Origin of the sequence: Dermabacter sp. Marseille-Q3180, from assembly GCF_940792985.1 — a bacterium.
Lineage (GTDB): Bacteria > Actinomycetota > Actinomycetes > Actinomycetales > Dermabacteraceae > Dermabacter > Dermabacter vaginalis.
The window spans coordinates 35803-50904 of record NZ_CALNWU010000002.1 but is presented as its reverse complement, the minus strand read 5'-3'; the positions used below and the strand labels follow the sequence as shown (position 1 = coordinate 50904).

The following is a 15102-nucleotide window of genomic DNA, read 5'->3' as shown; positions in this document are numbered from 1 at the left end:
GATTCTCATGAGTAACTCAGTAGTTCCGATGCCGACCCTCGAGCCGGCCGACATCGAGCGCACGATGCTCGACGAGCCTTTTTCCGCGACCGATCCACGTACGGCACGCGTGTCGCCGAAGCTCGTGAAGGCGCGCTTTCTCGGCAATCTTGCCTGGTGGGTGCTCATGATTGCGCCGTGCATCGCGCTCCACATTGTCACGGCCGTGTTTGCGTGGCCGTGGTGGGTGCACCTGTGCACCATCCCCGTGTACCTCCTCGTGGCCCAGTCGATCGTGTTCACCCCCCGCCGCGCACGCGCTCTTGGCTACCTCACACGCGACAACGACATCGTGTTTCGCAGCGGCATTATGTTCCGCTCGGTCACGATCGTTCCCTACGGCCGCATCCAGGACATCAATATCGACGAAGGCCCCATCGAGCGCGCGTACGGGCTTTCGACCATCACGCTGAAAACCGCGGGAGGCTCGATCTCGGACGTCTCGATTCCGGGCCTCGAGCGCAAGGAGGCCGAGCGTATTCGCGACCTCGTGACTCGCGAGGCGAGTGAAAAGATGGCGGCGCTATGACCGAACAGTCGCCTGACCTCGCCAATGACCCACCGGAGTCCGCATACTCGAGGTTCCATCCTCTTACGCCGCTCGTCATGGGGTGGAAAGCGATCGCGGCAATCGTGGCGATCGTCGGGTTCCAAAACATCGACATGATCGAGGACTTGGTCAAGCACGGAGTCGTGAACACCGACAATCTGTGGCTGTTCGGTCTCGGCGCCCTTGGCATTATCCTCGTGGCGATTCTTGCCGGTGGGCTCCCGTGGTGGATCACGACGTATGCGGTGACGGAAGACGGCGTTTTCGTGCGTGAAAAATTCTTGAGCACGAAACGTAGAATTGCCCCACGCCAGCGCATCGACTCCGTCTCTGTTGAACGGCCTTTCATGGCGCGGCTCGTGGGGCTCTCCAAAGTGCGGATCGAGCTCGCGGGCGCGGGCGAGTCCCACGTGGACCTCCAGTACCTTGGCAGGGCGAAGGCCGAAGAAATCCACTCGACGGTCCTCGAACTCGCCCGCGGGGATGTGCCGAGTCATGGCAACGTAGTGGCGAACCCCGCACCCGCTGAGACCGCGCCCGAGGCTCCCGAGAGCGCGGCGCCGAGCGAGGGAGGCGACGGTTCGCCGAGCATCGTGGAGCGCGCCGAGTCCATTGCCTATGACTCGGATTCCACCGGCGAACTGCTCGCGCGAATCCCGACCTCGCGCATCCTGCACTCGCTCGTGCTTGATATTTCGCTCATGTTCTGGCTCGCGTTTTCGATCGTCATGACGGCGATCTGGCTCATCGCCTCCTTCGCCGACGGTGAGTTCACGCTTTCTTTCGCGTCGCTCGCGGCGCTCGTTCCCGCGCTGCTTGCGGCTCCTCGAATGATGTTCTCTCGCGTCGACTCCGGTTGGGGCTTCATCTCGCGCGCGACCGCGACGGGTCTGCGCGCACGGCGAGGACTCTTGAACTCGCGCAGCGATAACCTCACAGCCTCGAAGCTTCAAGAGATGGAGATTTCTCAGCCGCTCCTGTGGCGTTCACGCGGGTGGTACGACGTGAGCGCGAAAACCGCGGGCATGGATGTGCTTGAATCCGTGACGGAAGGCACCGGTCGTATTCTTCCCGTGGGAACCGCCGCCGAACTCGAAGCGACGCTCTCGCACCTCATGCCACCGACCGGCGACCTCATCGTCCACCCCGCGATGCACGACGGGGCTCAGGCGCCGAGCCCCGCGGTGCTGGGTGCGAGCGACACGGCCCTACTTCAGGGTTTTCTCACGGCGCCGCAAGCGCAACTGCCTGGCGCGCGCCCCTTCCACTGGTCCAACCCGATCAGCCGTCGCACCCACGTGTACGCGCTTACGCGCCACGCGCTTCTTGCACGTCACGGTTGGCTTACGCGAACCGTCACCGTGATCCCGCGCGAGCGCATCCAGGGGGTTGAACTCTCCCAGGGGCCGATCTCCCGGCGGATCGGCACGGCAGACCTCGCGATCACGTATGCCGGTGGCGCCTTCCATATCTCGGACATTCCCGTCGCTGACGCGGCAGCTCTGTGTGCAACCCTCGGCGAGGACGCAGGAACGTCGCGCCGATTCAGCGAGCGTGCAAGCTGGCTTCAACCGAGATTGTTGGGCGGAACGGCGTGAGCCCTGCGGAGCCTGCGCGCATGGGCGTGGGCATCATTTCCGCGGGGCGCGTGGGTGCGGTGCTCGGGAACGCACTGCGCGCAGCGGGGCACCAGGTCACGGGGGTGGCGGCCAGGTCCGACGCTTCCCGAGAGCGCGCCGATGTTCTTCTGCCCGGCGCCCCCATCCTTAGTCCCGAAGAGGTTGTCGAGCGCAGTGAACTCGTGGTTCTCGCTGTCCCTGATGACGAGCTTGCGCCGCTCGCGGCGAGTCTCGCGCAGCGGGGTATCGTGCCCGGTGCACAGATCATCGCGCACACCTCCGGCCGATATGGGATTGAGGTACTGCGTCCGCTCGAAGACACTGGCGCGATCACCCTTGCGCTCCACCCGGCCATGACCTTCACGGGAACTTCGCTCGATCTTGCAAGGCTCGTGGGCTGCCCGTGGGCCGTCACTGCGCGTCCCATGTTCGCGCCCATTGCGAAGGCTCTCGTGCTCGAGCTCGACGGCGTGAGCATCGATATTGCGGAGGGCGATCGCACGGCCTACCACGCCGCGCTCGCCCACGGCTCGAACCATCTCGTTGTGCTCGTGAGCCAAGTGCTTCAGATCCTCGACGCGATCGGGGTCGAGGATCCACCCGCTCTCGTGCGTCCGCTTCTCAACGCGAGTCTCGAGGAGTCGCTCAGGCTTGGGCCCGGTGCGCTTACGGGACCGGTGCAGCGCGGTGATGCGGGAACCGTCGGAAATCATCTCGAAGCCCTCGAAGAGCTTGACCTCGAGCGCGTTCTGCCCACGTACCGGGCACTCGCGCGTGCCGCACTCGACATCGCACCTATCGGTGAGCGTGAGCGGGCGGCGTTAGAGTTACTGCTATCAAGCGAGAGAAAACCGAGGCAGGATTCATGACTACGCTCATCCCCACCGTTAAGGAATTGCAGGCCTACCGCGCCTCTCTTAAGGGGAGTGTTGCACTTGTGCCCACGATGGGCGCGCTCCACGAGGGACACTTGTCTCTCATCCGTGAGGCTCGTTCGCATGCCGATCACGTCATCGTGTCGAACTTCGTGAACCCTCTTCAGTTCGGCCCCGGCGAGGACTACGAGCGCTATCCGCGTACGCTCGACGCCGACCTCGAACTCGTCGACACACTTGCCGATGCGATGTTTGCCCCCGAGGCGAGCGACATGTACCCGTACCCGGAGCCGTTCCAGGTTGAAGTGGGGCCGATTGGGCGCATCCTCGAGGGCGAGATTCGCCCCGGCCACTTCAATGGCGTGGCGACCGTCGTCCTCAAGCTTTTCCTTCTTGCCCAGCCGCATGTCGCGATCTTTGGCCAAAAGGACGCGCAGCAGCTCGCGATTATTCGGCGCCTCGTCCACGATTTTAACCTTGGCCTTGAAATTGTGGGTGTGCCGATCGTGCGCGAAGAATCGGGTCTCGCACGCAGCTCGCGCAATAGCTATTTGAGCGAGCAGGCAAGGGCGGATGCCCTCGCCCTCTCGGGGCTTCTCTCAAAGGCGCTTGACTGCCCGACGGCGGCCGAGCTTCTCGCGCTTCTTCGCACGCACGAGGATTCTTCGCGAGTGACGTGGGATTATCGGCTCGCGGTCAACCCGGCGACTTTCGAAGAGATTGACCAGGCTTTCGTGGGGGAGGCTCTCGTCGTGCTCGCCGCGAGGGTCGAGGGTGTGCGTCTGATCGACAATGCGCTCGTGAACCTTGCCCCTGCAAAGGAGCAGCAACCATCGAAGGAGGCGCGCAGTGGGAAACATTGATTGGGCATTCGAGCTGGGAGCGCTCCTGCCATCGATCGGGATTGGGCTCCTTTTCTGGTTCGTCCTGCGCTCGATTTTGCGCGCCGATAAGCATCAGCGTGAGGCGGAAAGGGAAGCCGAACGCGAGTACATTGCCGCGCATCCCGAGGCAGCGCGCTTTGTAAGAACGAGGCAAACCGCGGGCGCGGAAAAACGTAAAGACGCAACGACGTCGAAATAAAAGAGCGCTTTGTTATCGCGCTAAAATGGTTGCCACTATTGTGGTGGGCGATTATCCTGCTTTTAACCGTTGACGCGCTTCGCCGCTGAATCGGTCGACCACCGTTCTAAAACTTCATGAGGATGGCCTCGATGGCAACTAAGACTTTCACCGAACTCGTCGACGATCTCGATGGTTCGAAGGCGGATCTCACCGTTTCGTTCTCCCTCGAGGGCGTTGATTACGAGATCGACCTTTCGAACGCGCATGTCGACGAACTCCACGCAGACATGACCAAATGGATCGTCGCCGCCCGTCGCGTTGGCGGCCGCGCCCGTCGCAGCTCGCGCACGCCGAGCAGCGCGAAGGAGACCGCGAAGATCCGCAAGTGGGCGCTCGAGAACAACTACAACGTCTCGGATCGCGGCCGCATCGCTGCGGATGTTCGCGAGGCGTACTACGCCGCTCACGAAGGCTGAGAGCACTGACGCATAAAAGCGCCGCGAGGGGAAAGGCCCCCGCGGCGCTTTTGTTGTTCGTGAGGACTTAGTTCAGAGCTTTGCCGCTGATCGTCCACGAGACGGTGTGTGAGGCGCCCGGGGCGAGGTGCACGAGGTTTTCGCCGGTGCGGAAAGCATCGGGCGGGCACGTCATAGGTTCGACAGCGAGCCCTGCGCGATTCTTCGAGGGATCCGGGTGATCGGCCGTGTGGATCTGTGCCCACGGGAGGGCCTCCGGGTCGAATTCGATCCATACTTCACCGCTCGCACTGCGCACCGTGATTCGCCCCTCGGAGAATCCCGTGTAGGCGTGATCGATGAACCGATCACCGATGGGTGCGCCATCGAGGTGGAGTTCCGGGTGGTTCTCGACGGGTGAGAGCGCAACTGGCAGGAGGCGTTCGTCGACTTCGAGCACGTGGGAGGCCGGCACGAGCGTTTCCCATTCATTCATGTGCTCCGCGCCGGGCACAACGTAGGGATGGGGGCATACGCCGTAGGGGGCGCGGGTTTCGCCGAGGTTGGTCGCGGTGACCTCGGTGGTGATTGCGCTTTCGTGAAGCGTGTAGCGCACGCGAATGCTAAGCGGGAAGGGGTAGCCGGGTACGGGAATAAGGTGGTGAAAGAAATCCACCGTGTTTTCCGTACGGTTTTCTACCGAGAAATCGCTCCACGATACGAGGCCGTGAAGCGCGTTGCGTCTTTCGTGCTCGTTGAGCGGCAGCTCGTATTCCACCCCGTCGTATGTATAGGTACCGTTGCCAATGCGATTTGGCCATGGGGCAATGATCCCACCGCGATAGCCGAATTGGACGTCATCGACGGCGCTCGGTACAACGAAGTCGCGCCCGCCGATGCAGAACCGATTGAGCGCTGCGCCCACGCTCGTAAGTTCGGCGCTTGACGCGCCATTCGTGAGGGTAATGATCTCTCCTCTGAATAAGGAGTGCGAGGTGCTCATGAGTGCCCTTTCATCGTGGTGGTTCCGTAAGTCCAAGAATGCGACTTGTGCGTGCGAGGTGCTCTCGGGCGTCACCTTCGGTAGAGAATATGGCGCGAAGACGTGGCTCCCACTCAGATGCCTTCGCAGGGAAGGCACGCGAAAGCAGGTCGAGCATGATCGAGGTGGCCGTTGAGGCACCCGGCGACGCACCGAGGAGCCCGCTCATGCTTCCGTCGGCTGAGGTGAGTAGCTCGGTCCCGAATTGGAGGGTGCCGCGCGTGCGCGAGAGCGGTGCGATGACCTGCACCCGCCGGCCGGCCTCGAGCAGTTCCCAATCCTCAGCCTTCGCGCCCGGCAGGTACTCGGCAAGTGCCGCGAGGCGATCGTCAAAACTCTGCGTGAGTTGCGAGGCGAGATAGGCGATCAGGTCGAGGTTGCCGGGTGCAACGGACGCCATGGGAAGAGCGTTCGAGGCGCGGATCGAGCGGAAGAGATCTGTCACGGAACCCGATTTGAGGAATTTCGGGCTCCATCCCGCGTACGGGCCGAACATGAGTTCGCGTGTGCCATTGATGATTCGGGTATCGAGGTGGGGCACGCTCATCGGGGGCGATCCGACGGCAGCCTTCCCGTACACCTTTGCGTCGTGCCGCGCGGCGAGTTCAGGATTCGTGCAGCGAAGCCACTGCCCGGAGATGGGGAACCCGCCGTAGCCGCGGATCTCGCTGATTCCAGTGCGTTGAAGGAGGGGGAGTGCAGCACCGCCCGCTCCGACGAAGACGAATGGCGCGCGAACAACGTGCGTTGAGTTGTGAGTGTGGGCCATAACGCCCCAGTCCTTGCCCATGCGGCGCAGATCCACGACGTTGGAGCCGAAGTATACGCTGGTGCCCGCTTTCGTCGCGGCCTCGAGGAGCGCACGCGTGAGGGCGCCAAAGTCCACGTCGGTGCCCGCGAGTGAGCGGGTTGCCGAAAGCGGTGTGTGCGCGGTTCGGCCCTCCATCACGAGGGGAGCCCACTCGGCAAGGCGGGAGGGATCCTCCGTGTACTCAAGTGAGGAAAACAGGGGGTGCGGGTGAAGAGCAGCGAAGCGCGCTTTGAGGAACCGCCGGTTCTCTTCACCGTGGACGAGGCTCATGTGTGCAACGGTGCGGATGAAGCGCTCAGGGTGTTCGAGCGTGCCGTTTTCGACGAGGTGCGCCCACCATGCACGCGAGAGCTGGAATTTCTTGTTGATCTCGAGTGCTTTGTCGATCGAGACGCGCCCGTGGGCATCCATGGGCGTGTAGTTGAGTTCGCACAGTGCGCTGTGGCCGGTGCCGGCATTGTTCCAGGCATGCGAGGATTCGAGAGCGGGGCCCTCGAGCCGTTCGAGAACGACGATGTGCCACGTCGGTTCGAGTTCACGAAGGAGCATCGCAAGGGTCGCCGAGGCGATGCCCGCACCGATGAGAACGGCGTCGGCCTGCTCGACCGTGAGTGCCGAGGTTGCGCGAGACGAGTGCGCGGATACTCGCATGTGCGGGGGTGCTCCTTCGGTTCGGTGGAAGCGGTCGCTGTGCTGGGCAGCGCTGGCGTTCCATTCAATCCTAGGCGCACAGGCGCGGGCCTTTCACGCCGCTGGCGAACAACGGCGCACCGAGTGGAGGCACGCAGTAGGCTCGTAAGCAACGCCGAAAAACCAAGGGAGATTCATGTTCGAGAGGTTTACCGATCGCGCCCGCCGAGTCATCGTGCTCGCGCAGGATGAGGCGCGCCTTCTCAACCACAACTACATCGGCACCGAGCACATCCTCCTGGGCCTCATCCACGAGGGTGAAGGTGTGGGAGCGAAGGCTCTCGAATCGCTCGGCATCACGCTCGAGGGCGTGCGCGAGCAGGTGCGCGAAATCATCACGGAGGGCACGCAGGCCCCCACGGGGCACATCCCGTTTACGCCACGTGCAAAAAAGGTGCTCGAGCTGAGCCTTCGCGAGGCCCTCCAGCTCGGTCACGGCTACATCGGCACGGAGCACATCCTCCTTGGGCTGTTGCGCGAGGGCGATGGTGTAGCAGTCAAGGTTCTCACGCGCATGGGCGCCCAGCCGGCTGCCGTGCGTCAGGAAGTCATCGAGAGGCTCTCGGGTTACCAGGGCAAGGAAACGGTGAACGCCGGTGGCGGCAACCAGGAGGGGACTCCGTCGGGCTCCCTCGTGCTCGACCAGTTTGGCCGTAACCTCACGCAGGCGGCGCGTGACAAGGAACTCGACCCGGTCATTGGCCGTGAGCGCGAGGCCGAACGCGTCATGCAGGTGCTGAGCCGCCGCACGAAGAATAACCCCGTGCTGATCGGTGAGCCGGGCGTTGGTAAGAGCGCGGTTGTGGAGGGTCTCGCGCAGTCGATCGTGGCTGGTGACGTGCCCGAGACGCTTAAGGACAAGCAGCTATACACGCTTGATCTCGGTTCGCTCGTGGCCGGCTCGCGCTACCGCGGTGACTTCGAGGAACGCCTGAAGAAGGTGCTCAAGGAAATCAAGACCCGCGGCGATATCGTGCTGTTCATCGATGAGATCCACACGCTCGTGGGTGCCGGCGCGGCCGAGGGCGCGATCGACGCGGCAAATATCCTCAAGCCGATGCTTGCGCGCGGCGAGCTTCAGACCATCGGCGCGACCACACTCGAGGAGTACCGCAAGCACATCGAGAAGGACGCCGCTCTTGAGCGTCGTTTTCAGCCGATCCATGTCGAAGAGCCGAGCGTTGAAGAGACGGTCGACATCCTTCGCGGCCTTCGCGATCGCTACGAATCCTTCCACAAGGTCACCATTACGGACGACGCGCTCGATGCTGCAGCGCAGCTCGCGGCTCGCTACGTGAATGATCGTTTCCTGCCGGACAAGGCGATCGACCTGATCGACGAGGCCGGTGCGCGCCTACGTATTCGCCGACTCTCGGCTCCGCCCGAACTGAAGGAATACGACCAGAAGATCGAAGAGGCGAAGCGTGCGAAGGAGTCCGCGATCGATGCGCAGGACTTCGAGAAAGCCGCGAGCCTCCGCGATGATGAGCAGAAGCTCACGGCCGAGCGCAAGGCCAAGGAAGATGCGTGGCGTAACGGTGAGTCCGACGCGATCAGCATTGTGAACGACGACGTGATCGCCGAGGTTCTCGCGGCCGCAACCGGCATCCCGATCGTGAAGCTCAACGAGGCCGAATCTACGCGCCTGCTCAACATGGAAAACGAGCTCCACAAGCGCGTCGTGGGCCAAAACGAAGCGATCAAGGCGCTCTCGCAGTCGATCCGCAGGACTCGCGCGGGTCTCAAGGATCCGAAGCGCCCCGGCGGCTCGTTCATCTTCGCGGGCCCCACGGGCGTTGGGAAAACCGAGCTCGCCAAGGCGCTCGCGGAGTTCCTCTTCGGCGACGAAGACGCACTCATTACGCTCGACATGTCGGAGTTCGGTGAAAAGCACACGGCTTCGCGCCTGTTTGGTTCGCCCCCCGGTTACGTGGGCTACGACGAGGGCGGCCAGCTCACCGAGAAGGTACGCCGCAAGCCGTTCTCCGTTGTGTTGTTCGACGAGATCGAGAAGGCTCACGTCGATATCTTCAATTCGCTCCTGCAGATCCTCGAGGACGGGCGTCTCACCGACTCGCAGGGCCGCGTCGTGGATTTCAAGAACACGGTCATCATCATGACGACCAACCTTGGAACGCGTGACATCGCTAAGGGCGTCTCGATCGGCTTCCAGGCTGGCGGCGACCTCTCGACGAGCTACGAGCGCATGAAGGCGAAGGTTAACGAGGAACTCAAGCAGCACTTCCGTCCCGAGTTCCTCAACCGTGTTGACGACATCGTGGTCTTCCCGCAGCTCTCGCGCGAAGAAATCAAACAGATCGTCGATCTCATGGTGGGCCGCCTCGACGTGCGCCTCGCGGAGCGTGGCATGTCGGTCACGCTCACGCCCGAGGCTCGCACGCTCCTCGCGGAGAAGGGCTACGACCCGGTTCTCGGCGCTCGTCCGCTTCGCCGCGCAATTCAGCGGGATATCGAGGATTCGCTCAGCGAGAAGATCCTGTTCGGCCAGGTGAAGGACGGCGACGAGATCGTGATCGGTGCCGAGGGTGAGGGTCCGCTCGGGGTCTTCACGTTTGCGACGAAGAACGAGGACGGCTCGCTCGAGCAGATTTCCGAAGATATTTCCGTGGAGGACATCGCCGGATAAGACCGTGGCGTAAGCCCGATCATGCAGATTGTCGAAGACATAGTCGTCCACGCTGGAGGAGCGTGGTGGGTCCACCTTGTGGTTGCCGCCTTCTCCTGCGTGGACGCTTTTTTCCCTACGGTTCCGAGCGAATCCCTCCTCGTGGCGCTGGGATCACTGTGGGCGACCTCGAAAAGGCCTTCGCTACTTTTTCTCGTCCTCTCCGGGTGGGGTGGGGCGGCGATCGGTGATCACGTGACCTATCACATCGGTCGCATGCTCCCGTGGAGGAAACTGCGGTTTTTCCACGAGGGGCATCGCGGTCATCGAGCGGTTGCGGCCGCTGAACGCGGCCTAGAGAAGCACGCCTTCACGTATCTCATGACGGCGCGTTTCATTCCGCTCGGGCGCACGGCCGTCAACCTCGTGGCCGGTGGGGTGAGGTATCCGCTTTCTCTTTTCACACCGAAGATCATCCTCGCGACCTTCCTGTGGGCGGTGTATTCGTGTCTCGTGGGGGCGCTCGCCGGTCAGTGGTTCGAGACGCATCCTCTTCTCGGAATCCTCGCCGCCCTCGTGTTGGCGTTCGCGGTCTCGCTCCTCGTCGAGCGCCTCGTGCGCAGGTTCCACGCGTTCAAGGCGGGGCAGGCCTCAAAGAGCGCCTAGTCGACTGGCCGCGCAATCGCGTGCCGACTATCGCGCCTAGACGTGTTCTTCCTTATGAGTTCCCGCGCCGAGCGCGATCTCGCCGCTTGCGGTACGCGAAATTAACCCCTCCGCGAGAAGGTCGGTGAGAAGCCGCACGAAGCGCTCCGAGTCGGTTCCGCTCGCGTTTTCGAGAGTTCCGACGGTTGCCGCCCCACCCTCACGCAGAGTTTTGAGGATTCTGCCTCGGATTTGGCGGTCCGTTCCCTCGTAGCCCTGCGGGCGCGTTGTTCGCTCTCCAAGACCGGGGCGACCGGCCTTGAGCCACGCACAGTGCTCCGCAAGCGGGCATGCCTCGCACTTGGGATTTCGGGCGCGGCACACGAGCGCGCCGAGTTCCATGACACCTTCGTTCCAGATGCGCGCGCTTTCGGCATCCTCGGGCACGAGTGCCTCTAGTCGGGCGCGGTCGAGCTTGGTCACGTGCGCGGGAACCGAAGCCTTCGCGTCGAGCACGCGCGTGAGTACACGCCTGATGTTGGTATCGAGAACGCATGCGCGTTGCCCCTGCGCGAAGCTCGCGACCGCCGCGGCCGTATAGTCGCCGATTCCGGGGAGGGCTGCGAGGGCTTCGACGCCCACCGGAAGCTCGCCGCCGTGCTCGCGCTCAACCGTGCGCGCGCACTCGTGGAGCCTTAGAGCTCGGCGCGGGTAGCCGAGGGAACCCCACGCACGCAGAACTTCGGCCGAGTCAGCGCGCGCGAGGGCCTGTGGCGTAGGCCAGCGTTTCATCCACGTTCGCCATGGCTCGGCGACGCGAGCGACGGGGGTTTGCTGGCTCATGATTTCGCTGACGAGAACGCCCCATGCACTCGTCCCCTCTTCTCGCCAGGGGAGGGCTCGGCGGTGGGTCGCAAACCACGCGGCGAGGGGTGAGTAGAGGTCGGGGCATGAAGGCATAGCGCTCCATGTTATCGAGGTTCCCCGAGTTTTGGCGACGGCTGCTGCCCGGGCCTACCGATCGAATTTTCGCGGGTGGATCCTTCTGCGAGATCGAGAGGCGCATGAGCGTACGGAGTACCCCGTGCGCTTGGAGGCAAAAACCCCGAGGGGCGAAACCGCGCGGTTTCGCTTCCCTCGGGGTCCGTGAGTTGACTCGCAGGTGGCGAGTGGAGGCCTACTTGGCGTTTTGACTCTTGAGGAGGTCGCGGATCTCGGTGAGAAGGTCGATATCGGTGAGTTCCGTGACCTCTTCGGTGATCCCGCGGCGCTTCTTGTCGAGGTCACGCGCCTTGTTGACAGGCAGCACGAAGACGAAGTACACGACTGCCGCGGTGATGAGGAAGGAGATGACAGCGGAGATGATCGCACCAAAGTCGAGGGTGGTCGCCGGGTTATCGGCGATGATGCGGTAGGCGAAGCCATCAACGTTTGTGCCGCCGAAAACGGCGATGACGGGCTGGATGAGGTGCTTGACGAAAGCGTTGATGAGGGCGGTGAATGCACCGCCGATGACAACGCCGACCGCGAGGTCGAGAACGTTGCCCTTCATGATGAATTCTTTGAAGCCGTTCACGGCCGTTCCTTTCGATAAGGGTATTCGGAGCAGGTTCGGTCATCGCCGAAATAATCCCGCGAAAGTCAAACTAACCGACCACGGCGATAAAAGGGGGATCGTTCAGTGTGCAATGAGCAATAGTGGAAACTTGCACCCGATCGATTTCGACTGTGGCCATGGGGCTGCTCGGGGCTGCGAGAGGCGAAGCTTCGCCCGGTGCGCCTGCAAGAGGCGCGCGCAAGACGGCACGAACGTCGGTGAGGGGTGTGTTGTCGGCGAAACCTTCGGAACTCCCTGGTGGCTTACAGATAATGCGGAGCTGTGTGCCTGGCTCTGCCGCATCCACGATCCCTCCGCTCGCAATCGGGATCGACACGAGTGCTCGATGCGCGGCAAGCGCCGATTCTTTTTCGCGCAGATGTTCGCGGAGCACGAGCGCACCTTTGCTGATCGAGCCCGCAGCGCTTTCACCAGCAATCTCTCGCGCGCTTCGCACCGCTCCTTCGGGAACGAGGTCGGGGCGCACCATCGTTGTCGTGAGATCCTGCTCCTGGATCGTGTCTCCCGGTGAAAGGTCACGCGCGGCAACGACGACCGCAACTCCGGGCAGAATGTGCGCGGCAAGTGGCGGTGCACTGACACTCATGAGCGCGGCGAGAACGACGAGGGTGACGAGCCCTCTGTTTTTGCGTACGGCACGGCGTAGGTGCGGGCCTGCTGTGGCAAGTGCGCGCTGAGCCCGCGCGAGCGATGATTCCTCTCCCATGAGCCCCACGCTAGGCGAGAATCTCCCCTCGCCTCCCGGCTCGAGGCGTCTGTGGGGAAGGCGCGCGGCTGTGGAGCATGCCCCGTAGCGCGGGCGCTACTACGAGCGAGTATTCAGAGAAACGAGACCCGACTCGGTAAGGACCTCGGGGATCGGCACGTCATGGGGCTCGCGGGGGAGCGCGTCGAAATCAAGGAGCTCGGTCTCGTGGATCAGGGTGAGGACTCGCGTACCGGGACGGGCGTGGGCGAGGGCGCGATCATAATACCCCTTGCCGTGCCCGAGGCGAGTGCCTGAACGGTCGACCGCAACCGCGGGCGTGATGATGAGGTCGGCACGGGCAAGCCCTTCGGTCCCGAAGGATTCCCCCGAGGGCTCGGAGCCGAATTTTGCGCCCCCGGAAGGGGCGAGGACTTCCTCGCCGTCCCACGCGCGCCAGCCGAGAAGCTCCCCCTCGAAGGTAGGAAGGATCACGGTATGGCCATTGCGCGCCTGACGGCGGAGCCACGTGAGGGCGCTTGCTTCGGCGGGCACCGGACTGTAGCCAGCGATCACGAAGGGACGCCCCGCGGCCTCAATCCACGGGTCAATGCTTTGCTCGAGGTGGGATCGGATGCGTGCGGCGCTTTCTCGCGCGGCTTCAGCGACGTAGGTCTCGCGCCGAGCGCGGAGAATCTCGCGGCGAAGTGCGCGCTTCGTTGCGGGCGTGGAGGTCTTATTCATAGAAATATCGTGCCACAGCGGCGCAGTTCGGAACACAGCTTTCGAACGTCGAAAGCCGGCTCTCGCGTGTGCTAGCGCTAGGCTTCCCGTCATGAGACTCCGCGATGCCCCGCTCACCCTGCGCCCATTCGTGCGCCGTGATCGCAAGGCCTACGTCCGTGTGCGCGAGAGCAGCGCCGAGTGGCTTGAACGCTGGGAAGCGCGAGATCCCGCGTGGGGAGACGGCGGCTACCCTCCGTTTGAGGCGCAGTTTAGAGCGCTCAGGCGCCAAGGACGCGAGATCGCATGGTCTTCCCTGGGAATCTTTCACAATCGCGCACTCGTGGGGCACATTGGTTTTTCCCCGATCGTGTTCGGTTCGCTTTCGAGTGCACAGGTGGGGTACTGGGTGGCCCCGGAATGGGCGGGGCGTGGAATAGCCCCTCGAGCCCTCGCTCTCGCGCTCGAAGAGGTGCTCATCGGGGAGGGGCTCCACCGCGTGGAGATTCTCGTGCGCCCCTCCAATACCGCGTCGCTCAGGGTGGTCCAGAAGTTGAGGCTTCGGGAAGAGGGGATACGCGAGCGCTGCATCTACGTTTCGGGCGCGTGGCGCGACCATCGAGTATTCGCGCTGACCCGAGAGGAGGTCCCCGCGAGAGGCCTTCTTCGCGACCGAGTTTCGCCCGTGCGGTGAGGTGCGCCCCATGGCCGCGACACGCGGTCGAATGTGCGCCCTGGCCCGGCATAAAGTCCCTACGATCGAGGGGTGAACAGCTTTAATCTCGGTGCGGTGCTGATCGCCCTCCTCGTGGGCGTGTGGCTACTGTACGCCGTCCCCAAGACCGCTGATCGGCGGTATACGCTGGGGGAGGCGGAACGAGTCGCGCAGCAGCGTCACTCCGAGAGCGCCAGGGACGTCACAGACGCCTGCCGCACCTATTCTTCGATCTCGCACGAGGTGACCGACATGCCTGAGAACCGCAGCCTTCTCCGCCCCGCGGACCCGACCTCGCGACCGCGCTTCGGTGTGGAGGAACGCACCGACCTCGTCGAGGATCGCGCACCCGGTCCGGGTCTCAACATTGCGCTTACGGCGATTCTTGTCATTCTTGTCGTCGCTACCCTCGCGAGCGTTGTCACGACCTCGCTTTCCCTCACGGAAATCTGGTTCCCGCTTGGAGCGGTGAGTGTGCTCGGGCTCTACCTCGCGCTCGTCCGTGCAACCCGTTCGATGCGTGCACGCTCAGTGAGACGCCCCGAAGACGAAAGCGATGCCGGCGCGCCTACTGAGGGCGCCCCCGAAGCCGAAGAAGAAGGTGCTGCCGAACTGAGCGACGCCGTCGCTGAGCAGGCGTCGGAAACCGAAATCTCGCGCCCGAGCGAGATGAGCCCTGCCGAGCGTCACGAAGCGTTCCTTCGCCAGGTGCTCGAGGCGCGCGAAGCGGGTCGAGGCAAGGCGCTTGCCGATGAGCGTTTCGCCTCCCGCGTGAGCTTCCGTTACGGCGCACTCTCGACCGGAAACAGCCTCGAAGCCGCAGACGTCGAAGAACGCGAAGCCGAAGCCGAACAGGGCACGTATGTCGCGTCCAATGCTCAGGTCATCGGCTCGGGTCTCACCGTCGACGACGTCATGCGCCGCCGCCGCGCCTGATCTTCACG

Annotated in this window: 16 protein-coding genes; 10 read left to right on the top strand and 6 right to left on the bottom strand. The window is 63.4% G+C overall.

Annotated elements, in window-relative coordinates; genetic code table 11:
- Positions 1 to 7: 7 nt before the first annotated feature.
- The 6 genes from NBW56_RS06895 (at position 8) to NBW56_RS06870 (ending at position 4624) form a co-directional block, all read left to right on the top strand.
- Positions 8 to 568, top strand: a complete 561-nt coding sequence (locus NBW56_RS06895; RefSeq protein WP_250258581.1) for a PH domain-containing protein — start codon at positions 8 to 10, stop codon at positions 566 to 568.
- Positions 565 to 2187 (top strand): PH domain-containing protein, encoded by a 1623-nt coding sequence (locus NBW56_RS06890; protein WP_250258580.1) that lies wholly within the window; start codon positions 565 to 567, stop codon positions 2185 to 2187. Before NBW56_RS06895 ends, NBW56_RS06890 begins: the two co-directional genes overlap by 4 nt.
- The gene (locus NBW56_RS06885; protein ID WP_284346103.1) at positions 2184 to 3077 is read left to right on the top strand and encodes a Rossmann-like and DUF2520 domain-containing protein; all 894 of its coding nucleotides are present in this window, start codon (positions 2184 to 2186) and stop codon (positions 3075 to 3077) included. The genes NBW56_RS06890 and NBW56_RS06885 overlap by 4 nt, the downstream gene beginning before the upstream one ends.
- Positions 3074 to 3946 (top strand): pantoate--beta-alanine ligase, encoded by an 873-nt coding sequence (gene panC, locus NBW56_RS06880; protein WP_250258579.1) that lies wholly within the window; start codon positions 3074 to 3076, stop codon positions 3944 to 3946. Before NBW56_RS06885 ends, panC begins: the two co-directional genes overlap by 4 nt.
- Positions 3933 to 4166 (top strand): hypothetical protein, encoded by a 234-nt coding sequence (locus NBW56_RS06875; RefSeq protein ID WP_250258578.1) that lies wholly within the window; start codon positions 3933 to 3935, stop codon positions 4164 to 4166. Before panC ends, NBW56_RS06875 begins: the two co-directional genes overlap by 14 nt.
- Before the next feature lie 131 nt (positions 4167 to 4297).
- A complete protein-coding gene (locus NBW56_RS06870) occupies positions 4298 to 4624 on the top strand; it encodes a histone-like nucleoid-structuring protein Lsr2 (RefSeq protein WP_065247632.1) in 327 nt (108 codons plus the stop codon).
- A gap of 67 nt (positions 4625 to 4691) precedes the next feature.
- Here NBW56_RS06870 and NBW56_RS06865 read toward each other — a convergent pair whose 3' ends face one another.
- Complete coding sequence (locus NBW56_RS06865) at positions 4692 to 5606, bottom strand: aldose 1-epimerase family protein (RefSeq protein ID WP_250258577.1); 915 nt, start codon at positions 5604 to 5606, stop codon at positions 4692 to 4694.
- Between the two features lie 10 nt (positions 5607 to 5616).
- Complete coding sequence (mqo, locus tag NBW56_RS06860) at positions 5617 to 7107, bottom strand: malate dehydrogenase (quinone) (RefSeq protein WP_250258576.1); 1491 nt, start codon at positions 7105 to 7107, stop codon at positions 5617 to 5619.
- Between the two features lie 175 nt (positions 7108 to 7282).
- Here mqo and NBW56_RS06855 point away from each other — a divergent pair, with 175 nt between their 5' ends.
- Together NBW56_RS06855 and NBW56_RS06850 are read left to right on the top strand one after the other, a co-directional pair.
- Positions 7283 to 9793 carry an ATP-dependent Clp protease ATP-binding subunit gene (locus NBW56_RS06855; protein ID WP_250258575.1) on the top strand — a complete coding sequence of 837 codons (2511 nt, stop codon included), beginning with the start codon at positions 7283 to 7285 and terminating at the stop codon, positions 9791 to 9793.
- Positions 9794 to 9814: 21 nt separating this feature from the next.
- Positions 9815 to 10438, top strand: coding sequence for a DedA family protein (locus tag NBW56_RS06850; protein ID WP_250258574.1), 624 nt, complete (start codon positions 9815 to 9817; stop codon positions 10436 to 10438).
- Positions 10439 to 10474: 36 nt separating this feature from the next.
- Here NBW56_RS06850 and NBW56_RS06845 read toward each other — a convergent pair whose 3' ends face one another.
- From NBW56_RS06845 to NBW56_RS06830, 4 genes are all read right to left on the bottom strand, one after another.
- Positions 10475 to 11377, bottom strand: a complete 903-nt coding sequence (locus NBW56_RS06845; protein WP_250258573.1) for an iron-sulfur binding domain-containing protein — start codon at positions 11375 to 11377, stop codon at positions 10475 to 10477.
- Between the two features lie 217 nt (positions 11378 to 11594).
- The gene (mscL, locus tag NBW56_RS06840; RefSeq protein WP_250258572.1) at positions 11595 to 11993 is read right to left on the bottom strand and encodes a large conductance mechanosensitive channel protein MscL; all 399 of its coding nucleotides are present in this window, start codon (positions 11991 to 11993) and stop codon (positions 11595 to 11597) included.
- 70 nt (positions 11994 to 12063) lie between these two features.
- Positions 12064 to 12741 carry an SAF domain-containing protein gene (locus NBW56_RS06835; RefSeq protein WP_250258571.1) on the bottom strand — a complete coding sequence of 226 codons (678 nt, stop codon included), beginning with the start codon at positions 12739 to 12741 and terminating at the stop codon, positions 12064 to 12066.
- Positions 12742 to 12840: 99 nt separating this feature from the next.
- Positions 12841 to 13464 carry a 5-formyltetrahydrofolate cyclo-ligase gene (locus NBW56_RS06830; RefSeq protein WP_250258570.1) on the bottom strand — a complete coding sequence of 208 codons (624 nt, stop codon included), beginning with the start codon at positions 13462 to 13464 and terminating at the stop codon, positions 12841 to 12843.
- A 91-nt stretch (positions 13465 to 13555) separates the two neighbouring features.
- Between NBW56_RS06830 and NBW56_RS06825 the strand changes: the two genes are divergently transcribed.
- Positions 13556 to 14137 carry a GNAT family N-acetyltransferase gene (locus NBW56_RS06825; RefSeq protein ID WP_065247640.1) on the top strand — a complete coding sequence of 194 codons (582 nt, stop codon included), beginning with the start codon at positions 13556 to 13558 and terminating at the stop codon, positions 14135 to 14137.
- Between the two features lie 72 nt (positions 14138 to 14209).
- Complete coding sequence (locus NBW56_RS06820) at positions 14210 to 15094, top strand: hypothetical protein (protein WP_250258569.1); 885 nt, start codon at positions 14210 to 14212, stop codon at positions 15092 to 15094.
- Positions 15095 to 15102 lie beyond the last annotated feature (8 nt).